We start from the raw sequence: 22,234 nt of genomic DNA, 5'->3' as shown, positions 1-22,234 counted from the left end.
TCTTTTAACCTAATAAAGATGCCTGATAGGATAGTAAACTTGCAACCTTGATTCAGAGTGTTAAGCAATCAACATAGCAGAATTTATAGTCTCTTTCCCTTCCACATCAACTTCAACTTGACACTTCTATAAAATTCTCCGACATTGATTTTGAACTTACTACACGGATTTTTTTGCCTGCCCATCTGTAATCCACCACTCAATAAAGCCGATCTGGTTACAAAATGAAGTAGTCAATATAACACTATCAACCAATTCTAACTATAAACCTGCTATTTATGACAGACAATTAAACTCTCAATAATCCCTTTTATCTATAAGGAAAGTCGTCCACAGTGTCAATTCCTAAGTTATCTTTTATGCGTAGAACATTACTAACTGCTATAAGGGTATTTGGGACATTTTGTGCTGGTGCTGGCGCTTGATCATTAAATACGGCATACGAGAAAACCATTTTATCTCCATCAGTAATGCGATCAAATCCTCTACTCTGCAGATAACCCTCCACCTGTTCATCTGCTTCTTCTTCTCTATTTTGTACGTCTGCTTCAGTGGCAGCAAACTTTAGCTCTGTTCCAATCGGATGAGTACCTCCCATCCTTCCTATAGCTCGTGACAATACTAAGTCTAACTTTCCTCCTCCTCCAACCTGAAATTCACTAACTACCCTAGCAGGATTATCGCAAGTGTAAAATAATCCATGCAATGCAGCATGAAACCCAGCTTCTCTAGCATTATCTCTGTTCACTACCCATGCTAATGATTGGAGTCCTGCATTATTTGGCTGGGGTGGATTTAGCACGTTGGAAATTGCTTGGTAAAACCGTTCATGACTGTCTGGATCTTCATTTTCCCAGCCAGTATTCATCATTACATTTGCAGCGCGATGCACATTACTAACGCCACCTATTCGTAAAAGCTCACCTTGAAAAGGCTGATTACCTCTATCAAGCAGGTAGTCAGCAGGCGAGTCAAATGTTTCTACATTAACAGTTAAACCAAGGTTATCATTTACTCCTCTTGTCCTTCTATTTATGGTCAAATTACACACCACTTCATGTACCATAGCATTCGGCCAACGCGATAGATCCAATCCATTGTCCGGAAAAAGTTGATTAGCCAATACGTGGCGAACATGAAATACGATCACCTCCTCCTTCTGGTCTCTACCTCGTGATACATGCAAAACCATAGTCAAAGCACGATCTCCAATATTTACTTGTGTATTGTATCCTTGCTCATCTAACATTTTTGCATTACCGTCATAATGAAACAAGTGCTTATCTACTATTGCACGATTTCCTTCTATTGGCACAGTTCCTTTTGCAAATGCAATACTTGCGAAAGCAAATCCACTTGTATAGAGAAATATTCTTCTATCTCTAGCGTTAACACCACCCCTATTCCTAATACCTGGTACAGCAGGTACACCAAAGGCTGGATGGAGTAGATAATCCCTAACATTTTCTCCAATCTCCTCATCCTCTACAGGTTCAAATAATCTTTCCATTAAAGAAGAACCTTTTGCTAAAAAAGCCCTCACACCAAGCTGTAAACGTCCTGGGTTACCAAAATCGAAATTCACTCCAGCGCAGACAGCTCTTGGTGATAATGTTGGAATAGATATGGATGAAACGGGACATCCATTAACATAATTTCCAGCCTGCTCTAATGCACGGCCAGCATTCCTATCTGCTCTTCTGCCTGCCTTAAGTTCAGTTACACAGGGAACAGAATTAATTAACCTCTGTGTACCACGTACAATAGAAGTAATATCTGCATATCCACCACCTACAAACAGCTCAAGGTAAATATTGGCTACATTGCGATATCTAAAATGCATCAAAACACCGGACACAAAACCATGATAGTCAGACTCTCTACCATAGAAGTCCAATGCCTGACTATATCTATCGTAGACACCAATAATATGCTGAAACACTTCCTCAGTAGTGTCGTGTACATCATCTGCATCATCACTTTCTAGCTGATTCATCAAATCCGGTAAATAATTATTTTGCAGCCCAGGTGTTCTGGTAATCTCTTGAAAACTATGTCTACGAGTTAAATAAGATGCATGATTTCCAGCAAACGGCCCTTGTCCTGCCTGAAATATCCTACATCTTACTGCTTCCTCTTCTTCATCTTCACCTTGATTATCCGCCCATATAAATGTTTTATACTCTTGCCATTCAAGCTCTTCATCTCGCAGGATACCTTCCAGCTGCTCCCTTTCCTGCTGGCTAAACCTAGAACCGTAGCTATTCTCTCTGTCAGCAATAGTATAGCACCTTACAACTCTTCTGTTATTTCCATCAGCTGCTAGAATTGCAACCTTTAGATTTCCCCTTCCAGGACTACCTGGATCATTATCAAAACGAAAGAAGATTCTTTCATCATTGTTTGCAACACCAGAATCATGTGCAGTAGCAAACATGCCAAAAAAGAACGCAGGAAAAAAGTGATCTTTGCCAACTGAATGCAGAAAAGATGGACATGAATCCAAGAAATATTCAAACTTTTCCGTGAATTCTCCACAATTTCCATTTATTAAACTTCTAACTAACCCATGCATAAAATACTCCTACTTATTGCGACCAGAAAAACTACTAACTTCAGTGCTTCCTAGTGTAGACTGTGGGTCACCAGCTCCACCAAAATCACCTCTTCCGTTAGGCACGGATACCGTATCTAATTCAGCAAACAACTTTTCTGCTAATTTACCATAGTCTATATTTTTTCTCATACCATCCCTACCAACCATTTTTAGGTTATCAACAACAGATTTTTTAAAATACATAAAACTTTCAACTGCACAAAACTCTTTGGCAAACTGTAGTACCTTTAACACCTCTTCCTTTTTTGTACAACCAAGTTGCCAATCGACAATCAATCCTGCAAGCGCACGCTTAATCGGAACCCTTCCATTAGAAAAAAATACCGCAGCTTTTTCCTCACGCCCCTCATGATTATTGAAATTACCACACTTTATAAGGTTCATTATAGCTTCCCTAGCTTGAATAGTTGACTCAGAATTTTCGAGCATCATGTCCGAAAGTGAGGAGAGAAGAAGAGTATAACTCCTAGGTGAAAGCACCTTATCCTCCAGTATTTTATCTTTAAACATCGGAAGTATAGCTTGCATCGTATCAAAAAAACCTTGATGTATCAACGCGCTAAAGAGAGAGTACACTCCTTTATCTTTTTTTGATAGCTCAGAATCTTTAAACAGCTTGTTTTTTGCTTGATCGCTCATTTTACTAAGACAAAAGTCTAAAGTAACAGCACCATTATGGTCACATTGAACAGAGGATAATATAGTAACTGCATCAGTAATTTCCCTTTCTCTTTCTTTTTCATTTAGAAGGCTATAAAAATATTCTACTCCTTCGCTCCACTTAAGTGCTATAGCTTTCTTAAATCCTTCTGTTGCGCTGACATGCTTCTTAAATTCTCCAGATTTTTTATCAACCCAAAAGCTAAATACAGGGTCTTGACTCTTCATATAACCCAACAACTCACTCTTTACATATTTGTTATTGCTAGTTGCAGGCTTACCATCATCATCTATCTCTTCAGAAGAGAAGCTACTTTTGTAAGATTCAAACTGCTCCTGAAAGAGCAAAGGAATTTTATCTATCACGCAGTATCGACATGCCATATCATATATAGGAAGAGGGTTCTTTATTTCGCCTATTTTTTCTTCAGTAAACCTCTGTCCTAAGATTGTATTGTTCAATCTTGTACCTGACCAACAACTTTCATCGCGAAATATGTTGTATAAGAATTGTAGCTTATCATCTTTAAGATATTCTACCTGCCTAATGTAAGTTTTTACCCATCTTTCAATAGCTGAACGCCTTTCAGCCATGACCTTGGAATCTGTATGTTGAATAACACTCTTTAACTTACTAAGCACTGCAGCATGACGCTCCATCTTTTTTGGCATTGTACCCCCTATATAAAAATATTGAGAGTATTATGCAAAAGTTAGAATTAAATAGCAACACTAAAATCACCAAAGATAGAAAAAACTCCATGCAAAATATTTTCTATGTTCGAACAAATACAAAAATTCTATTGGAATTATAAGAAATACAAAAGAAAACATCCTTTACCGTTCAAGAAGTTAAACAAGAATCACAAGCGATAAAAGATATACTTACGTTATCATCACAGTCTAAAAATCTAGGCTATAACAATCAAAAAATAAGCACAAAACCAAAAATAGTGGGAGCGGTTCTTAAAAAATCAGTTAAAAGTAAATCGATAGTACCATTAAGAGCTGAGAATCAAGATTATAGACAAGTAGTGCCAAAAGTGGAGGTGCCTGTTATAGTGGTTAATCGCAAGATGAAAAGTAAAGTAAAAGCAACAGTGGAAAATTTTGAGCAAAACCAAGCAAGAGAATGTGTAGGTATGCAACCCGCTAAAAGTAGTGCCATTATAGCAGCACAATCAGATGTTGGTATAAAGAAAAATCCATTAAAAGTTGCTTCCCAAGCTCAGTCATCCTTTATGAGAAATAAAAGATCTCTAGAAAATCCTGCAAAGTAGCAGTTTGATCATGAGCCTTGTGAAAGCTCTCTTAATTACACATGTAAACGTAAAGCAGTTAGTTACACAGTTTGAAAGACACCTAGAAATATAGTGAATCCAAATAGATTCTCTAAAAATAGAGTTAAATTTGTTACTTGTTATAATTACAACTTCTATAGACCTGTTGCAAAAGGAAAGCTGCTGTTTTTTACGGTAGTTATTTTCAAAAAAAATCTGATTTACTTTACAGCAGGTCTTATATTATTTTGGAACTTGTTTTTCTACTCTAACTGCCTATTCTGTAAAACCTAAAGAGGTATGCATGAAAACTACTTGCATTGCTAATGTTATTCATTAGCATATAATCAAATCTAATATAGGTTTCTATATAAAATAGGCAGTGGAATTTATGCTCAAAGTGGAGCGTTCAATAGATTACTTAGAAAAAGAAAAAAATAATTCAGAAGCTTCCAAAATATTAGAGAAAGTACAACGTATAGGACAAGCTTATAAATCTTCTGAACTTAAACGTTATCGTAGGTTTGATAGTGATGGTGAAAGAGAGAAAAATACAGAGCTATTTTCTTGCTATAAGAAATGGCAACCTGCAGAAAGTACAAGATCTTTTAAAAGCAGGAGTAAAGCTTAACATCATTGATAAAAATAATAAAGATAATACACCTTTACACTATGCTGTTGAAAGGGATAAAAAAGAAATAGTTGAAAAATTACTGCAAGAATGGAAGGCAGATGTTAACGCTAAAAACAATAAAGGTGATACACCTTTGCATATTGCTGTTTCCAGAAATAACAAAAAACTTGTATCGCTACTTCTAGATAAACAAGCAAGAAGTGATATCAAAAATAATGAGGGTAAAGAGCCATATGAATTAGCTAAAAATCAAGAGGTAAGCTATATTTTTAAACATAGGAGCTCTCATTCTTCTGACTATAATGATATTATGAGTCAAGCCAATCTTAATGAGGAGTTAATAAAAATTGTTAAGAGTAGCACCTCAGAAAAATAAAAATCAAACGACATTGAAGATCTTTTGAAGAAAGGAGCGAACATTAATTTTCAGGACGCTAATTATGAGTTAAATACACCGTTACATGCGGCTGTTCGCAAACAGGAACCTAAAGTAGTTAAGCTGCTTGTCAAAAATGGAGCAATACAAATCAAGAATAGTAAAGGTAAAATGCCACTAGATATTGCTAAAAGTCTTAATAACGAAGGTATTATTCAAGAATTAGGCAGAGTTTCACTTCTAAAAAGGGCAAATACTGGAGAAAACAAGCCAGAAATTGGTTCTTCTAAAAAGCCAAGAATTTCCGTAACCGTTCACAGAGATAAGGTGATTTACAAAGTAAATATAAAAGTGTAAAGAAATAGGAAGCTAAATATGGAATGGGTAAATGACAAAAGTGCTGCAAGAAAAGATTGTAGCAGAAAACGCTAATCTCAAGGAAGAAATAAAAGCGCTGATCAGAGAAAATGACAGCTTGAAAGCAAAAATAGTTGAATTAGAAGACAAATTGGGCTTAAATTCGCAAAATTCATCGCTGCCACCATCACGAGATATATATCGTAAGAAAGCAAAAAAGAAAAGTGATAAAAAACCAGGAGGTCAGCCAGGACATAAGGGGCATAAGCGTGAATTAATGGCTGCAGACGAGGTAGTGAGCTGCACAATTGATACGATTTGTATGTGTGGAGGTAAGGTTACTTTAGAAGATGAAATTATTCATCAGAAGGCAGAATTGCCAGAAATTAAGCCAACTGTAACTGAGTACAGATTGCAAAGAGGACATTGTAGAGTATGTAATAAAAGAATTACAGCAAATTTACCCGAAGGTGTTGCAAGAGATCTTCTAGGATCTAATGCTAAAACAATTATAAGCAGCCTTAGCGGCTTTTTTATTAACTCAAAAAGAGAGGTACAGCAAATTTTAGGCAGTATTTTTAATCTAAATATAAGCCTTGGTTTAGTCTCAAATACTGAACGCAGGGTATCGAAGAAGTGTGCATCTGAATATGAGAAAATGAAGGAAAAGTTACAAGGAAGCGAATATTTGCATATAGACGAAACAGGACACAGAAATCAAGGAAAGAGAGGCTGGAGTTGGGTAATAACGAACAAAGCGTTGACACTTCTGAAGGTAAGCGAGTCTCGTGGTAAGAAGGTGTTGAAGAGTTTACTGCCAGAATATGATGGTATAGTTGTGAGCAATAGATACGCTGTATACAATTACTTCAATCGTGAAAATAGACAGATATGTTGGGCACATTTGGCAAGAGATTTTGAGAGATTTGCCCATAGTAAAAATGTTGAAGTGAGCAAAATTGGCCAAGCACTAAAATCGCTCAGCAATAAGGTGTTTGTAGTAGACAAGGCAAAAAAACACAATTTGATAGATAATTTGAGATTTTATCGACTGATGCGAAAAATTCGGAAAAGGGTAAAACATTTTTTGCGTAAAATGACGAGGGTTGTAAATAGCACTCAAGCTTCAAGAATGGCCGCTAAGATGTTACGGTCTGAGGATATGATGTGGAAGTTTTTAAGAAAACCTGAAGTGATAGAAACAACCAACAACCTTGCAGAACGGCAAATTAGACGGTACGTAATTTATCGTAAAAACAGCTTTTTCACCTGGTCAGAACGTGGGGAAAGATTCGTGGAAAGAATGTTGTCAATATTTTTGACATCACGTCTAAATGGCCAAAACCCCTTTCAAAAGCTACAGAATCTACTAGCTGTCACTGCTTAGTTCTTTATTCATTCTCACAATCCGTGAACGGTTACGAATTTCCTTCATGAAAAAAGAAGAGCCTGAAGGAACAAAAATCGAAGAGGATGAATCAAGAACATACCTTGCTTCTGGATTAAATAATACTCTTCATGGCAACATTTACCAGCTAAAATTGTTAATGTTATTTTTAAAGCGTGGACTAGATAAAAGCTACTCTTTTCGTTTGGCTACAGAGTAGAATAATGCTGAAAAATTTGATGATTTGGTTTTTATATGTAATAATTCAAAATCAAAAAAAAAATATCGTTTTTTGCAAGCAAAACACAAGCAAAATAAGGAGGATAATAAAATTGGAATAAGCGATTTACTCACAAAAAATAAAGATGGTGAATTTAATTTGGCAAAGTATTTCATTTCCTACTTAAAGATTAAATACAATCAAGACTTTATCAATGGTGAACTGAAAGATTTTGTTATTTGTACCAACATTGATTTTGATCTAGATCAAAGCAGAACACAAGATGCAGTAAAAAAGTTGAAAGTGCAAAAAAAATAAAGGAAAGGAAATTTTGGTTGAAACAATTAAAGATAATGATGTCTTCTTTAAAGATGGCGGTGAGAGATATAAGCTTTCTTATGAAGTATATAACAATGTTACAAAAAATAATATCATAGAATTCAGTAGGATTATTCCTAGGATGTTTCTATGTTCCAAAAGAGGAAAGGGAGTGTTAAATAAACTGTGTCAAACCGAAAAAAAAGTAATAAATTGATATAAAAAAATGGAGGTTTGACAATGAGTCAGAAAGTAGTAAACAGAACTACCGGTTTGGTAGATTATAAAGAATTAGAAACAAATATCCTGTCGTCTATACGAGAAGGAAGATACCGTCTTGTCAGTCAACAAGAAAATTATAGAAATTGAATCTTAAGCTGTATTACGAAATCAAAAAATACTTTCTATCAACATATACACTAACCAACTACATTAAATAAATTTGTGTAAAATGCTATTTTACATAAGATAGAAAGTACGCATTTTTTGATTTTAAAGTACTAAATTCTCCTCCAACCGCTTTGCCCTGTAATTCTTGATATGGTCAGGATTAAAAGCACTTTTGGATTTTAGAACACCGAAAATGATATGGAGTAGCTTACGCATTGCAGCACCAACGATAGCCATATTATGCTTACCCTTTTCCTTTAATCTCTGGCAAAAACTAATAATGATAGGATTGTGATTCTTAGCTACTATAGCAGGAAAGAAAAGTGCTTTACGTAATGTTTGTGAACCGGATTTACTTAATCTGGGTTTGGCATATACAGAGGAACCTGACGTCATATTTCGTGGTATAACTCCTGTATATGCTGCCAATTGCCTGGCATCTCTAAAAACCTCTATGTCAGGAACTTCAGCTAAAATAGCTATTGCTGATTCTTCTCCTATTCCTGGAATAGTCAATAGAAGTTGAAAATTTTCCAACAATTCTTTATGTTGATTTAATAGTTCACGTACGGAGTTTTTTATTGTTTCTATTTTTTGAGCTATATTCATTGCAAGGTCTTCCCAAGCACTTGCAACTTCTTTAAGCAGTCTCTCTTTTTTTTCTAAGTGGTTATTTACTAATGTTAACTCATCTTTTAACGCAACTGAGCAACGATAAAGATGTTTTAATTTTTTCATTTCAGGAGAAGGTGGTGTCCAACTAGAAGGTTCCTGTCTTTGGCAATAATCAGCAATAACTTCTGCATCGGTCTGATCATTCTTTTGTCGTATCAGCTTACTCCTTGCATAAGATTTTATGCAATAAGGATTTACAACACTAACAGAATGTCCAGCGTTGTGCAGAAACTCAGCCAAAGCTTCGCTATAACAACCAGTAGCCTCCATGCAGGCTTTTACTTCTTCTACATTATGTTTTTGTAGAAAGCTAAGTAAACCTTGAAACCCAGAATCCTCGTTTTTAAAACTCCTTTTTCTAGTTTCACATCTTCCTTTTTTGCTTATGAACGAGAGAAAAACATCAAAGCGATCTTTCGATACATCTATACCTAAAAAGTTGTTGATCATATATAACCCCATGCGTTACCATTAAAAATGAAAAGTAAGGCTAGTCTTGTGAATACAGAATTAGAACCATTTAGGTTTTTCTACGATACCGTCCAGCCTGTACTCTTGAGAAGAGAACTCTTATCTACCTTACAGATTTTATATCTAAGACCACTGACAGAGTTCTTCTCTTCTCCATCTAATGCTTAAGCTTAAAACATTAGATGCTTTTTACAAGATACAAGACCGTTGACAGGAAGAGATGGAGCATTAACACCGTTTATAAAAAAGTTGCTGGAGGTAAGCCTGGAAGGTGAAATAGAAAACCACTTGTCGGCTGAAAGCGAAGAGAATAATCGAAGAAATGGGAGGAATGCAAAGACTTTACGTACAAGCGCAGGGTCATTTGAGCTTTTGACGCCAAGAGATAGGGAAGGAAGTTTCGAACCACAAATAGTCAAAAAAAGGCAAACAAACTTACATCCAGAGCTTGAAACGAAGATTTTGAGCACATTTGCCAGTGGTATGGGCTATAGAGATATAGTGTCACATGTTGAGGAAATTTATGATCACAAAATATCGGCGGCAGAGATATCAAGTATTACTGACAAATTGCTACCAGTAATCAACGAATGGCGTAGTCGCCCGCTGCAGTCTGTATATCCGATAGTTTTCATGGTTTTTTAAAGTCAAAGAGGACGGGCATTGCGTAAGTAAATGCATGTATAATATATTAGGCATAGATCAAAATGGCAAAAAAGAAGTATTAGGTTTTTATTTGGCTGAAAGTGAAGTTCTGGTTGGGAGTGCTAAATGACCTCAAAGAAAGAGGAGTAGAAGATATCCTTATTGCCTGCGTTGATGGGCTGAAAAGCTTTCCTGCAGCTATAAACAGTGTCTTTCCTAATGCGGAAGTGCAGATGTGTATAGTGCATCAGATACGCAACTCACTGAAGTATGTGGCCAGTAAAGATGCGAAGAGTTTTTTGAGCGATTTAAAGAAGGTATATCAAGCTTCAAGCAAGGAAATTGCCGAGAATTATCTGTTGGAATTGGATGAAAAATGGGGCACAAAGGGGAGTGTTAAATAAACTGTGTCAAACCGCATTTTTAGTTCAACTCAATTTTCAATCTGCCAGGAAAGAAAACATCAAGTTGAGAGATAGTTAAAGCCCAATCATGTACAGGCATCGTCCACTTTTCCTCTGCCTTCTTTATAGCACAATATACCTGCTTATACAAGGCATTTATGCTGGTAAATGAGCCTTTGGTCTTAGTGAATTTCCTAATTTGCCTATGTAGCCCCTCTATGGGATTGGTGGTGTAGATTATCCTCCTAACTGGACCAGAATACTTAAAATAACCAGACAAGTTTTCCCAATTATTCTGCCAAAACCATAGGATACTTTGTGCCCCATTTTTCATCCAATTCCAACAGATAATTCTCGGCAATTTCCTTGCTTGAAGCTTGATATACCTTCTTTAAATCGCTCAAAAAACTCTTCGCATCTTTACTGGCCACATACTTCAGTGAGTTGCGTATCTGATGCACTATACACATCTGCACTTCCGCATTAGGAAAGACACTGTTTATAGCTGCAGGAAAGCTTTTCAGCCCATCAACGCAGGCAATAAGGATATCTTCTACTCCTCTTTCTTTGAGGTCATTTAGCACTCCCAACCAGAACTTCACTTTCAGCCAAATAAAAACCTAATACTTCTTTTTTGCCATTTTGATCTATGCCTAATATATTATACATGCATTTACTTACGCAATGCCCGTCCTCTTTGACTTTAAAAAACCATGAAAACTATCGGATATACAGACTGCAGCGGGCGACTACGCCATTCGTTGATTACTGGTAGCAATTTGTCAGTAATACTTGATATCTCTGCCGCCGATATTTTGTGATCATAAATTTCCTCAACATGTGACACTATATCTCTATAGCCCATACCACTGGCAAATGTGCTCAAAATCTTCGTTTCAAGCTCTGGATGTAAGTTTGTTTGCCTTTTTTTGACTATTTGTGGTTCGAAACTTCCTTCCCTATCTCTTGGCGTCAAAAGCTCAAATGACCCTGCGCTTGTACGTAAAGTCTTTGCATTCCTCCCATTTCTTCGATTATTCTCTTCGCTTTCAGCCGACAAGTGGTTTTCTATTTCACCTTCCAGGCTTACCTCCAGCAACTTTTTTATAAACGGTGTTAATGCTCCATCTCTTCCTGTCAACGGTCTTGTATCTTGTAAAAAGCATCTAATGTTTTAAGCTTAAGCATTAGATGGAGAAGAGAAGAACTCTGTCAGTGGTCTTAGATATAAAATCTGTAAGGTAGATAAGAGTTCTCTTCTCAAGAGTACAGGCTGGACGGTATCGTAGAAAAACCTAAATGGTTCTAATTCTGTATTCACAAGACTAGCCTTACTTTTCATTTTTAATGGTAACGCATGGGGTTATATATGATCAACAACTTTTTAGGTATAGATGTATCGAAAGATCGCTTTGATGTTTTTCTCTCGTTCATAAGCAAAAAAGGAAGATGTGAAACTAGAAAAAGGAGTTTTAAAAACGAGGATTCTGGGTTTCAAGGTTTACTTAGCTTTCTACAAAAACATAATGTAGAAGAAGTAAAAGCCTGCATGGAGGCTACTGGTTGTTATAGCGAAGCTTTGGCTGAGTTTCTGCACAACGCTGGACATTCTGTTAGTGTTGTAAATCCTTATTGCATAAAATCTTATGCAAGGAGTAAGCTGATACGACAAAAGAATGATCAGACCGATGCAGAAGTTATTGCTGATTATTGCCAAAGACAGGAACCTTCTAGTTGGACACCACCTTCTCCTGAAATGAAAAAATTAAAACATCTTTATCGTTGCTCAGTTGCGTTAAAAGATGAGTTAACATTAGTAAATAACCACTTAGAAAAAAAAGAGAGACTGCTTAAAGAAGTTGCAAGTGCTTGGGAAGACCTTGCAATGAATATAGCTCAAAAAATAGAAACAATAAAAAACTCCGTACGTGAACTATTAAATCAACATAAAGAATTGTTGGAAAATTTTCAACTTCTATTGACTATTCCAGGAATAGGAGAAGAATCAGCAATAGCTATTTTAGCTGAAGTTCCTGACATAGAGGTTTTTAGAGATGCCAGGCAATTGGCAGCATATACAGGAGTTATACCACGAAATATGACGTCAGGTTCCTCTGTATATGCCAAACCCAGATTAAGTAAATCCGGTTCACAAACATTACGTAAAGCACTTTTCTTTCCTGCTATAGTAGCTAAGAATCACAATCCTATCATTATTAGTTTTTGCCAGAGATTAAAGGAAAAGGGTAAGCATAATATGGCTATCGTTGGTGCTGCAATGCGTAAGCTACTCCATATCATTTTCGGTGTTCTAAAATCCAAAAGTGCTTTTAATCCTGACCATATCAAGAATTACAGGGCAAAGCGGTTGGAGGAGAATTTAGTACTTTAAAATCAAAAAATGCGTACTTTCTATCTTATGTAAAATAGCATTTTACACAAATTTATTTAATGTAGTTGGTTAGTGTATATGTTGATAGAAAGTATTTTTTGATTTCGTAATACAGCTTAAGATTCAATTTCTATAATTTTCTTGTTGACTGACAAGACGGTATCTTCCTTCTCGTATAGATGACAGGATATTTGACTCTAACTCTTGATAATTTACTAACCCAACATAGTTATTTGCTATTTTTTCACTCATGTGTAAAACCTCCGTTTTTATATTAACTAAAATACATCATTTCTTGGTTTGATACAGTTTATTTAACACTCCCGTGCAGGATTCAAAGAAGGCTGGATAATAGACCTACTCAAGTTTAGTATTCGGCTTTGTAGCATTATACAACGCAAAACCCATACACCACATCTACTGCCACTGCGAAATAAAACATAAAACGCAACACAGCTCACCAATAATAACGCACCAACAACACCAGCCGCAATTGGTTGGTTTGATGATTTTTCGTATATAGGGATTTCCTTCACTATAAAAACATGGTTCTATTTCAGCAGAAAAGGGTTGTTCTGTGAGTTTGACTCTTGCTCAATAGTTTGCTCTGGTTTCATATGTAAATTGAAAATCTTTACTATTTATATTAATATACTCATATAATTTAATGTCAGTTTTTGTCACACTGGTTTACGTCAAGACTATTTTTAACCTCTTCAACATCTGTTGGTGCATTAGAAGTCCTTCATATTTTGCAATAGTGGTTTCCTTATAAATCCTTGAGTTTTTTTGCAACAGCTTTTCCTATTCTCTTCGATGTTTTCATCTCCTCTTGTTAAACAATGCAATCAAGACCATAAAATTTCTCCAATTGCTCACTCCACAGCATCGGTATTTCTCTCAAATCAACTAATTTCAAATCTCTTGGCTGTCTCCCATTTACTATGTCTTCTTTAATCTTTGGTGCTAAATAGTTCAACCTCAAAATTTGCTGTATACGTCTTGTACCTATATTAATTTTGGCACTCAGCTCCTTCACACTTTCGTATTTTCCCTCTTCTAGTTGCCGTTTCCAAGAATGGGCTCTTACCACTGCTTTCAGTAATGCATTGTTTGTTTTACCTTCTGGTTCTACTACCGTGCATTTATTTCCTTTCTTCTTTATTGGTATAAACTTTTCCTCTGATTCAGAACTCACTTCTATTCCATCTTCCTTAACCATTACTCCCTTTATTAACTTTTTCACTACTTCTTTCTGCTTTCCAAAACTTAAATTTTTCCATTTTTCTTCGGTCTTTTCTTTCCAATTTTCATATAGCTGTTCAGCTTTCTTCATCACTTCTTTTTCCACTTCTCCAGCAACTATTGTTCGGTTCACTGATCCACAATCCTTCCCCCTTAAATGGTTATTGCACACATAATATCGGTACCTTTTATTTTCTTTTTTTGAGTATGTCAGCGTCATATTTACATCACAGCTCTTGCACTTAATTATTCCCTTTAGTAGCGCTTCCTCGTATTTCGCCTTTCTATATGGTTGATTCTTTATCAATTCCTGTGCTTTTTGCCATTTTTCTTCTTCTATTATCGCTTCATGTTTTCCTTCATACTCTTTCTCATAATGCCGTATTTTTCCCATATATATTGGATTTGTTATTATTCTCCTTACCGTCGCTTTTTTAAAGATATCTGATTTTGTTCTGTAACCTTGACTATTTAGCTCCCTTGCCAATTCTGCCATTGATCTCAGCTCCATATACCTCTCAAATATATACCTTACCACTTTTGCTTCTTTCTCATTTATTATTAATTCTTTATCCTTTACATCATATCCAAGCGGCAAAGTTCCTCCCATCCATAATCCTTGTTCCTTTGATGTTGCTATTTTATTTTTTACCCTTTCTACTATCATCTCTCTTTCTAGTTGTGCTGCTCCTGATAACACTGTTTGTACAAACTTTCCCATTGGCGTATTATTGTCAAATATCTGCGTTACTGCTACAAAATTTACTCGGTGCCTTCTAAAAAATGATGTTACCTCTATGCTGTCTTTTGTTTCTCTTGAGAGCCTATCTAGCGTATATACCACTACACAATCTACCTCTCCTTTTTTTACATCTTCAAATAATTCCTTTATCGCTGGTCTTTCTAAATTCTTTCCTGAGAAACCTCCATCATCGTACCTTTTGGCCAATATTACCCAGCCTTCTCTGCTCTTTATGTACTTTTCACATGCTACCCGTTGTGCATCAAGACTATTAAACTTTTGTTCCAGACCATCTTCATTTGATTTTCTCGTATATATCGCACATCTTACCTCTTTCAGCATTCTTTCTCCTTATCTCTCATTCCAAATAGAAGCGGCCCATTGTAGCTCATTCCCATTATTTTTCCGGCTACTGCTGACAATGACGTGTAAAACTCTTCTCTGTAGATTAAACCCTGATCTGTTACCATTACTGCATGCGTCTCTTCTCCTCTCTCTAGTATTAATTCTGTCCCTTCTACTGGTAATTTATCGCTACTTATTCTTTTTCCCTTTTCTAGCCGATCTGCCAGATATTCTAGTCTTTTTGCTCCTTTTCTTGACATTTTTCCATACGCTTCCTCCTGCATTCTATATGCTAATCTAGGTATCAGATATTTCTTTGAATGTTTAGGTGCCTCTTCCCCAAATACCTTCTTCCACGTTTTTCTCAGCTCACTCAAAGGTTTTCTCTCTAAATTCATTACTTTCTTTTCCATTTCCTTCTCCATATTTTTAGCCCTTCATAAATAGCTTCTCAATTCTGTCTATTTCTTTCTTCAATATTTCAGTGATCTCCTTACTGTTTTTCGCATAATCCATTGCTGTCATTCCAAATTTATCCGCTTGTTCTATTTCTCCTCCAGCCTTCACTAATTCTTTCACTATCTCTTTTTCGCCTATCATGCATGCAAGGTGCAGCGGTGTGCATTTATTTCCATATTCTTCCGCATTTACATTCCCTCCTGATTTTATCAATTCCCTCACGATTTCTAGACGTTTCTCCGTTACCGCTAGATGCAGTGCTGTATATCCTTCTACATCTACTGCATTTACATTCGCTCCTTTTTCAACTAATAAACTCACTGTTTTTGCTTCTACTGCATAATGCAGTTCCTTCTCGTCTCTTGCATAAATATTTTCATGTGAGTTCTCTAATAATTCTTCTGCTGACTTATTAAATTTGCCAAACTTTAACATAATCCACCTCACCTTTTCTTTGACCTTTTTTTTTAAGCTTTCCTTCTCACCACCTCATCTATCATTTCATTCACTTTGCTTATTATCTTGCTTGCTAAATTTTGACATTCTTCCTTTATTAGTGATTTGTCTCTCTTCCTTATTTCTTCTATCTCTATTATTTTTAACTCTGGTAAATAACTCCCATTCAACATGTCTGCTATTTCTCCCACTAGCCTCTCTATTCCATAGCACGTCAGTTCTCTACTTTTTGTTACTCCACCTTTTTCTCTCAGAAATTTGCTCGCCTTTTCACTTTCTTTGCTATCACATAGGCAATACTTTTCACTTTCCCAAATGTAATACATTGGTGTTGCACCATATTTATTCAGTTGATTAACCTCAGCTCCTGCTTTTACTAGCTCTTTTATTATTTCAACTCCTCCTATTTTGCATGCAGAGTGGAGTGGCGTACATCCAGTGACATATTGAGTGGCATTTACTTCTGCTCCCGACCTTAGCAACACTTTTACATTTTCTAAGCTTTTCGCAAATACTGCACAGTGTAGAGGTGTATAACCATTTTTATCTCTTGCATTTACCTCTGCTCCTTTTTTTATTAATAATCTCACCGTTTTGTAATCAGAGATTTCTACTGCTTGATGCAAGATCGTCTCTCCTTCTTCATTTCTTTTATTAATATCGTTACTTGATACTTCTTTAAAAAACTTACTAAAAGATTCTTTGCTAAACTTCATACTTACCTCACAAAACTAGCTTTTCTAGCGCCAGACAAATTTCTTATATTTACCTGCCGCTATTCAAGTCATGTCCTTTTTGGCATGAGAAAGCAAGTCCTTTTCTTTTTATTTCATACATTTTAACCTATTATTAATATAATATATGAGGATCTAAATATAAGTACTTAACTTATTACAGATATCACTTGACTATTTTTCCAACTTCTGTGCAAATGTCGATGTTCGTGCCACTTCAGTACTCCTGGATAAAATACTAAAATATGATTTTCTAATTCGTGTATTGAGTCTTTTTGCTTTAAATCTAAATTGTTTTCAAAATGAACATAGTGTTCTGCCACACCAAATCTTATAACTTTCTGGTTGGTAAAATCTTCTACTTTGTAGTGGTGAGTAACGCTAAACCTTTCTAAAATTGGCTTGTATTTTAAATTCCACAGTTGTTCAGATAGTTTGCTACTTCCTAGTAAAAATTTACTTCCTTTTTCTTCCACACTACCAACTGGAAAACATGCGTTTATTTCCCCCAAGTTCCAGCTATCTGATAATACTATCTGCGCTTTCGCAAACTTAATCTCAGGTAATAAGCTCTGTGGTAGCGGATATAGCGCTTTGAAGTTATACCACACATGATTTCTTTCATAAATACCGTTATAATTCTTTGTGTGAGGCTCGGTTTCTCCAAGTATTGCTACATCTAATCGATATATGTCATTACTAAATGCTTGCTCATAATGAACACGAAAAGTACTAAACTTAAAACTTGGATTTAAGATTTTTAGCTCAAATGAGTTCTTCCGACCAAATGATAACACCGGTCCATCTTTTTCTATTTTTACCCCTGAATAATCAGAAAGAAGATCTCCAAATAAACTCTCATCCAATATAAATCTCTGCACATTATAATAATCGTTAAAAATCCTCATTAATCTGGATCTTACAGGCAGTGATAGTTTTGCCAGCTCTACTACTGCATCTACGAAGAAGTCATTTGGTACCTCTTTTATCCCTACTTGCAACTCAAAAAAGTGTTTACCGGGTGGCTCTTCAATAATTGTAATATCTTCTATATTTGCCCACTTTAGTGCTATTTTGAGTGATGCTGGGGTTCCACGTAGTCTTTGAAATTTTACTCCTTCTACTACGGCTTTTCTTCTATCTTTTACCCAACGCAGTATCTCTTCTAAACCATATTCTTCTATTATCCACGGCAATGTTTCTTCTTTAAGACTAAACTTAAATCCTCTGATACAGTTTGGATCTACTTTATAATCTATCGCATCTACCAATGCTTTTTCTTGTTTTGTTGCGTTTAGTGGCAATAGCATTTTAAATTTCGCAAATTTGCACACTCATTCCCCAGTACCACAACATCCTCTTTTGGCTCTATTAATTCCACATTTTCTACACCATCTACAAATAGATTCGCTATTATCCACGATCTTGTTACACTCCACCCTAATCTTTTTGCTAATTCAAACTTCTCAATAAACTGCTTCTTGATTTCCTCCTCTGATATTACAGGACTTATGCTCATTCTGCTGTGGATATCTATTTCCATAATATTGCAGCCAATTACTGTTACTGTATCGGTTAAAACCCTTATATCATCTCTAGTAACCTGCTTTTTTACAATTTCTAGTAACTCTTCTAACGCTATGCCAGTTTGTGTTGATAAGATTGAAATTTGTACTTTCCCTGGTATAGTTGATTCCACTAGTGCATCTTTTACTCTACTATCTGCTGACAGTGCATGATATTTATAATATTCCTTACTTCCTCCTGTTGACCAACCTGCTATCTTTGCTTTAATTCTTTTTCTAAATCGTTCATCATCTTCTTCTTTCTGCCTCTCTACTCCATAAAACTCAGCCAAATTATCAAGATCTTCTCCCGTTGCAAATTTCAGTAAATTACCCTTTACAGCTTCGTTTATCCTTTGTCTGAGCAAAAGTTCTCTCCATGCTGATACTTCTAAAATCTTCATCGCTGGGTCACTTTCAACTAATGCTGTAAAACTTTCATCTCTACGCACTAACTCTTCCTTCATTCTCGAAAATATTTCCTCGAAACTTAGCTTTTCTACAATATTTGGCAACTGCATACTTATATAACCATTCCATCAAAGCGAATGTTTTTCCCACTTGGTACGTATAATCCTTCTAGGTCAAGCGTTACTTTTCCTTCTTTCACCTCTGTCATTTTTACTTTTTCTAACTTAAATCTCTTCTCAAATTTCCCCAGTGCTTCTGCTGTTGCTGCATAGATTTCCAAAGTTAAATCTCTACTGATTGGTTTATCCACTAATTCAAATAGCCTAGACCCATAATCCCTTCTCATGATTCTACTGTTAATAGGAGTGGTCAGTATATCAATTATCGACTGCTTTAAGTGCTCTATTCCTTCTAACGTCTTTCCTGTTTTAGCATCCATACCCTTCATTTCTATTTTGCAAAGACGCTTTCACTGCCTTTTATTACTTTAAACCCACATGAAACTATATCTCCTACTCTTCCTACACTAAGACCATTTGCAAACACTATTTTTGATCCTTGAATCATTACTTTTCCTTCACTAAAACTGTCTCCTTGCCTACATATTGACTTGCCGTTTACAAAAACATTATTACTTCCGCTAATGCAGAAATGTGGTATAGCTTTTCCACAATAGTCTCCTAACCTTACTATTCCTTTGTTCAATTTAAGTCGATCCTTTCTGCTTTCAGTTTTATTCCACTTTTTGTCATTTCTATGCTCGATTCCCCAGCTTTCAGTGTTATTTTGTCTACTACTTCAATCTCTAAATGATGTTTATCTTTATCGTATGACAACTTTGTTCCATCTTGAAATGTTAAGCTACTCACCTCTTTTTTATTTTCTGGTGCAGAGTACTTTTGTTGATATATTCCAGGAAGTACTACTCCTAAAGATAATTCTCCCAGCGGGGAAAGTATAACTACTTGCTCATCAATATCTGGCGGAGACCAATTTCTATCTTTTCCTGCTTTGCTTGTTATCCATGGCAACCAATCTGTTAAAAATTCTCCTATTTTAATTCTTACTTTTGCTTTTTCATAATCTACTTCTTTTACAAGCCCTATTCGTACAATGTTTGCTAATTTTCTTTGCAGCTCTGAAATAGCAAAATTACTCTCTAACATTTTCTCCTATTGTAATCGTATGTGGCTTAATCTTATTTTCTGTCCATATCGATTTACCTAAATGAAGCTGATGATTCCAATCAACCATCCACACCAAATATGCATCTAATTCGGGTCTAAATCCATCAGGCTCTGCAGAAAGAAATTCAGCCGGAGATACATTCTTTTCCCAGGTATTCTTGTTCACTACTCTTACTACTTCTGCTGCTAATGACCTTACAACTAACGAGGAATCCTCGACTGTTCCATCAACTACAACCCTTGCTTCAAATCTTGCTTTTAGCGCTAATTCTTCTGTTCCAGGATCTTTTCCCGATTCTAAACTCACAAGCTCTACAAATAACGCTGGCGCTATCAATTCTTTTCTTATTGCTGGATAAATTTCACATGTCTGTATAGACGGTATTTCTTCCTTCAGTGTGCTGCAAATTGTTTGATGTAAATCTGTCCAGAACTTTGTCATATCTTTAAAATATAGTTTAGCTCATGCTTAAAGTATTTCTCAAACACTCTCTCACTCTCATAATTAACAAGGTCTTTTATTATTCTTGAGCCTTCTGGTTCCAGCGGTAGTTTTACTTCCTTTATTGGCAATGCTGCTCTTCCTTCACGTTTAAACATACCGCTATTTCCTTTTGGCATAACTGCTGCAAATCCTCCTATAAACTCATACTTTCCTACTTTCGATCCTCTTCTTGTTTTTTGTATTTTGCCAATTGCCGATGCTCTAATGTCATAGAGATTTGCTCTAATTAACACTTCTAATCTGCTAGTTTTCGCCTTAAAAATTCTTAATCTCTTTCTTATCAAACTTTTCTTTTCCTCACTGATTTCCTTAGCTGCTTTTGCTTTTAACCATAGTGCTGTTCTATTTAGTGCTTTTATAGCTGCCAGTTTTACTTTCTGCTCTTTTCCGTCAATATTGGAGATTATTTCATTAATATTGTTACTAGTTTTAATATTAAACACTTTCTATTGCCTCAATTTTCCATATTTTACCTGAAGAATCTTTCAATGGTGGTTCAAAAATCTTGTAGAACCTTTTTTCAATCTTGATATAATTACCTATGCTAAAGGAAGTAACGTCCTGATCACGTATTTCTATAGAAGCAATTTGCTGAGTTAATGCTCCATCTGCACCTAAAGAATACGTAGTATCGGGACGTTTAATTAGCACTTTCATTTTACGAATACTCTCCTTATTTTTATTACAATATATGGCTTCCACTCCTAGATGCTCAAAACAATCTTCCAATAATTTTCCTATATTCATCAACTAGAACTAATTTTTACCAAAACTGCCGGACGATGGCACATTGGCAGAGGATTTGACTGCGTATGTAAATCAGTTCCTCTATCAAATCTTCTTGGCTCTTGTTTTGCATATAATGGCTGACCAAGCGTATTCACCGTCTCATTAAAGTCTGCTGGTGCAAAATATGTCGTAAACGTACTTGCTGTTCCTACTGGAAAACAGTTTCCACTTTCTCTTTCTATAAACCTTCTCACGGTTCCTTCAGGATCAGTTGCTTGCCCTCTATATTCCTCAAACGTGATTCCACAGAATGTAAATCCTGACCTCATATCATTCCGAAGTGCTGCTCCTTCTTGCCATCTTTCGTATGCTTCTTTCACTTTACTATGCGAAGTTAATGCATCAAAAAACTCAGGGCTTACCAAAGCATGAATCCCGGTCATATATTCACCACTTAGATTATCTTCAATATGCCGCAATACTTCTAGACATTTACGCTTGACATCGGTTGTCGCTGTTCCTAGTGCAAAATTTACTACTTTTGGTGTTATTTCAAATTCGTTGTACAGATTTAGTAATTCTGACCCATCAGCATCTAAAATTATTCCTTTCAGCGCTCCCATCCGCAAATGCTCCAACGTTATTGCATGTTTATTTCTCATTAGCTGCAAATGGTCAGTTATTACATCTGCCAGCGCTTTCAGTTCACTTTCTGATCCAAATGCCCTTATTCCCTGTACCTCCTCTGGTAATACTACATCATCATGTGGAATATGTGGAATCGTAAATGTTCTTACCTTTCTTTTTCCTCTTTTTCCTACTGTTGCTGGTGCTCCGGGTAACTGCGTTGGTAATAAACTTAATACTCCATTTTGCTCTTCTATAGTAATATGTCTAAATCTTACTGACCTACTTGGAAATAAATTTAAATTTTCAACACGTCCATAATTTATCGGCAATATATTCATCGCATTTGTTAGTGCTGTCATGCTAAATGCTGTATTTGTAAATGGATTTTGCATTCTTTTTC

Annotated in this window: 27 protein-coding genes and 2 pseudogenes; 10 read left to right on the top strand and 19 right to left on the bottom strand. The window is 35.8% G+C overall.

Going from position 1 to position 22,234, the window contains the following annotated elements; all coding sequences use genetic code 11:
• Window positions 1-310 precede the first annotated feature (310 nt).
• Window positions 311-2,575 (bottom strand): hypothetical protein, encoded by a 2,265-nt coding sequence (locus tag ONG75_RS00190; RefSeq protein WP_264375447.1) that lies wholly within the window; start codon window positions 2,573-2,575, stop codon window positions 311-313.
• Window positions 2,576-2,584: 9 nt separating this feature from the next.
• The gene (locus ONG75_RS00185) at window positions 2,585-3,949 is read right to left on the bottom strand and encodes a hypothetical protein (RefSeq protein WP_264375446.1); all 1,365 of its coding nucleotides are present in this window, start codon (window positions 3,947-3,949) and stop codon (window positions 2,585-2,587) included.
• A 281-nt stretch (window positions 3,950-4,230) separates the two neighbouring features.
• On the opposite strand from ONG75_RS00185, the gene ONG75_RS00180 reads away from it, so the two are divergent.
• From ONG75_RS00180 to ONG75_RS00145, 8 genes are all read left to right on the top strand, one after another.
• Window positions 4,231-4,557 (top strand): hypothetical protein, encoded by a 327-nt coding sequence (locus ONG75_RS00180; protein ID WP_007549972.1) that lies wholly within the window; start codon window positions 4,231-4,233, stop codon window positions 4,555-4,557.
• Window positions 4,558-4,948: 391 nt separating this feature from the next.
• Entirely contained in the window at window positions 4,949-5,188 is a 240-nt protein-coding gene (locus tag ONG75_RS00175) for a hypothetical protein (protein WP_264375445.1), read from the top strand.
• Entirely contained in the window at window positions 5,091-5,567 is a 477-nt protein-coding gene (locus ONG75_RS00170; protein ID WP_264375444.1) for an ankyrin repeat domain-containing protein, read from the top strand. Before ONG75_RS00175 ends, ONG75_RS00170 begins: the two co-directional genes overlap by 98 nt.
• A 24-nt stretch (window positions 5,568-5,591) precedes the next feature.
• Complete coding sequence (locus ONG75_RS00165; protein ID WP_264375443.1) at window positions 5,592-5,924, top strand: ankyrin repeat domain-containing protein; 333 nt, start codon at window positions 5,592-5,594, stop codon at window positions 5,922-5,924.
• Between the two features lie 31 nt (window positions 5,925-5,955).
• Window positions 5,956-7,311 carry an IS66 family transposase gene (gene tnpC / locus ONG75_RS00160; RefSeq protein WP_264375442.1) on the top strand — a complete coding sequence of 452 codons (1,356 nt, stop codon included), beginning with the start codon at window positions 5,956-5,958 and terminating at the stop codon, window positions 7,309-7,311.
• Between the two features lie 46 nt (window positions 7,312-7,357).
• Window positions 7,358-7,531 (top strand): hypothetical protein, encoded by a 174-nt coding sequence (locus ONG75_RS00155; RefSeq protein WP_007549098.1) that lies wholly within the window; start codon window positions 7,358-7,360, stop codon window positions 7,529-7,531.
• Window positions 7,532-7,603: 72 nt separating this feature from the next.
• The gene (locus tag ONG75_RS00150; RefSeq protein WP_146038228.1) at window positions 7,604-7,849 is read left to right on the top strand and encodes a hypothetical protein; all 246 of its coding nucleotides are present in this window, start codon (window positions 7,604-7,606) and stop codon (window positions 7,847-7,849) included.
• Window positions 7,850-8,089: 240 nt separating this feature from the next.
• Window positions 8,090-8,218 carry a hypothetical protein gene (locus tag ONG75_RS00145; RefSeq protein WP_264375441.1) on the top strand — a complete coding sequence of 43 codons (129 nt, stop codon included), beginning with the start codon at window positions 8,090-8,092 and terminating at the stop codon, window positions 8,216-8,218.
• Window positions 8,219-8,341: 123 nt separating this feature from the next.
• Here the strand turns inward: ONG75_RS00145 and ONG75_RS00140 are convergent, their stop codons facing one another.
• On the bottom strand, window positions 8,342-9,364 hold the full coding sequence (locus tag ONG75_RS00140) for an IS110 family RNA-guided transposase (protein ID WP_264375440.1): 1,023 nt from the start codon (window positions 9,362-9,364) through the stop codon (window positions 8,342-8,344).
• A 219-nt stretch (window positions 9,365-9,583) separates the two neighbouring features.
• Here ONG75_RS00140 and ONG75_RS00135 point away from each other — a divergent pair.
• Window positions 9,584-10,419: pseudogene (locus tag ONG75_RS00135) on the top strand (IS256 family transposase); the annotation flags it as partial.
• A gap of 34 nt (window positions 10,420-10,453) precedes the next feature.
• Here the strand turns inward: ONG75_RS00135 and ONG75_RS07745 are convergent.
• Window positions 10,454-11,103, bottom strand: a pseudogene (locus tag ONG75_RS07745) (IS256 family transposase).
• Window positions 11,104-11,137: 34 nt separating this feature from the next.
• Window positions 11,138-11,605 carry a transposase gene (locus ONG75_RS07740; RefSeq protein WP_405197623.1) on the bottom strand — a complete coding sequence of 156 codons (468 nt, stop codon included), beginning with the start codon at window positions 11,603-11,605 and terminating at the stop codon, window positions 11,138-11,140.
• A gap of 198 nt (window positions 11,606-11,803) precedes the next feature.
• On the opposite strand from ONG75_RS07740, the gene ONG75_RS00125 reads away from it, so the two are divergent.
• On the top strand, window positions 11,804-12,826 hold the full coding sequence (locus tag ONG75_RS00125; RefSeq protein WP_264375440.1) for an IS110 family RNA-guided transposase: 1,023 nt from the start codon (window positions 11,804-11,806) through the stop codon (window positions 12,824-12,826).
• Between the two features lie 123 nt (window positions 12,827-12,949).
• On the opposite strand, the gene ONG75_RS00120 is transcribed toward ONG75_RS00125, so the two are convergent.
• From ONG75_RS00120 to ONG75_RS00055, 14 genes are all read right to left on the bottom strand, one after another.
• On the bottom strand, window positions 12,950-13,078 hold the full coding sequence (locus ONG75_RS00120) for a hypothetical protein (protein WP_264375439.1): 129 nt from the start codon (window positions 13,076-13,078) through the stop codon (window positions 12,950-12,952).
• A gap of 583 nt (window positions 13,079-13,661) precedes the next feature.
• The gene (locus tag ONG75_RS00115; RefSeq protein WP_264375438.1) at window positions 13,662-15,155 is read right to left on the bottom strand and encodes a recombinase family protein; all 1,494 of its coding nucleotides are present in this window, start codon (window positions 15,153-15,155) and stop codon (window positions 13,662-13,664) included.
• Window positions 15,149-15,583, bottom strand: coding sequence for a DUF2924 domain-containing protein (locus ONG75_RS00110; RefSeq protein WP_264375437.1), 435 nt, complete (start codon window positions 15,581-15,583; stop codon window positions 15,149-15,151). The genes ONG75_RS00115 and ONG75_RS00110 overlap by 7 nt, the downstream gene beginning before the upstream one ends.
• A 4-nt stretch (window positions 15,584-15,587) precedes the next feature.
• Window positions 15,588-16,052, bottom strand: coding sequence for an ankyrin repeat domain-containing protein (locus ONG75_RS00105; RefSeq protein ID WP_264375436.1), 465 nt, complete (start codon window positions 16,050-16,052; stop codon window positions 15,588-15,590).
• 32 nt (window positions 16,053-16,084) lie between these two features.
• Entirely contained in the window at window positions 16,085-16,789 is a 705-nt protein-coding gene (locus ONG75_RS00100; RefSeq protein ID WP_264375435.1) for an ankyrin repeat domain-containing protein, read from the bottom strand.
• A gap of 167 nt (window positions 16,790-16,956) precedes the next feature.
• Window positions 16,957-18,117: a phage tail protein gene (locus ONG75_RS00095; protein WP_264375434.1), complete on the bottom strand. Its 1,161-nt coding sequence runs from the start codon at window positions 18,115-18,117 to the stop codon at window positions 16,957-16,959.
• On the bottom strand, window positions 18,102-18,893 hold the full coding sequence (locus ONG75_RS00090; RefSeq protein WP_264375433.1) for a baseplate assembly protein: 792 nt from the start codon (window positions 18,891-18,893) through the stop codon (window positions 18,102-18,104). Before ONG75_RS00090 ends, ONG75_RS00095 begins: the two co-directional genes overlap by 16 nt.
• 2 nt (window positions 18,894-18,895) lie before the next feature.
• Window positions 18,896-19,231, bottom strand: coding sequence for a GPW/gp25 family protein (locus tag ONG75_RS00085; protein ID WP_264375432.1), 336 nt, complete (start codon window positions 19,229-19,231; stop codon window positions 18,896-18,898).
• 2 nt (window positions 19,232-19,233) lie between these two features.
• Window positions 19,234-19,488, bottom strand: a complete 255-nt coding sequence (locus ONG75_RS00080) for a PAAR domain-containing protein (protein ID WP_264375431.1) — start codon at window positions 19,486-19,488, stop codon at window positions 19,234-19,236.
• Window positions 19,485-19,949 (bottom strand): phage baseplate assembly protein V, encoded by a 465-nt coding sequence (locus ONG75_RS00075; RefSeq protein WP_264375430.1) that lies wholly within the window; start codon window positions 19,947-19,949, stop codon window positions 19,485-19,487. Before ONG75_RS00075 ends, ONG75_RS00080 begins: the two co-directional genes overlap by 4 nt.
• Window positions 19,936-20,412, bottom strand: coding sequence for a hypothetical protein (locus ONG75_RS00070; RefSeq protein ID WP_264375429.1), 477 nt, complete (start codon window positions 20,410-20,412; stop codon window positions 19,936-19,938). Before ONG75_RS00070 ends, ONG75_RS00075 begins: the two co-directional genes overlap by 14 nt.
• On the bottom strand, window positions 20,409-20,918 hold the full coding sequence (locus tag ONG75_RS00065; RefSeq protein ID WP_264375428.1) for a phage tail protein: 510 nt from the start codon (window positions 20,916-20,918) through the stop codon (window positions 20,409-20,411). The genes ONG75_RS00070 and ONG75_RS00065 overlap by 4 nt, the downstream gene beginning before the upstream one ends.
• Entirely contained in the window at window positions 20,911-21,222 is a 312-nt protein-coding gene (locus ONG75_RS00060) for a head-tail joining protein (RefSeq protein ID WP_226080688.1), read from the bottom strand. Before ONG75_RS00060 ends, ONG75_RS00065 begins: the two co-directional genes overlap by 8 nt.
• Window positions 21,222-22,226 (bottom strand): major capsid protein, encoded by a 1,005-nt coding sequence (locus ONG75_RS00055; protein WP_264375427.1) that lies wholly within the window; start codon window positions 22,224-22,226, stop codon window positions 21,222-21,224. Before ONG75_RS00055 ends, ONG75_RS00060 begins: the two co-directional genes overlap by 1 nt.
• Window positions 22,227-22,234: the final 8 nt, after the last annotated feature.

It is taken from the genome of Wolbachia endosymbiont (group B) of Sphaerophoria taeniata, assembly GCF_947179355.1.
In the GTDB taxonomy this organism is placed as follows: Bacteria; Pseudomonadota; Alphaproteobacteria; order Rickettsiales; family Anaplasmataceae; genus Wolbachia.
The sequence above is the reverse complement of the archived record's forward strand: the minus strand, read 5'-3'. Positions and strand labels throughout refer to the sequence as shown.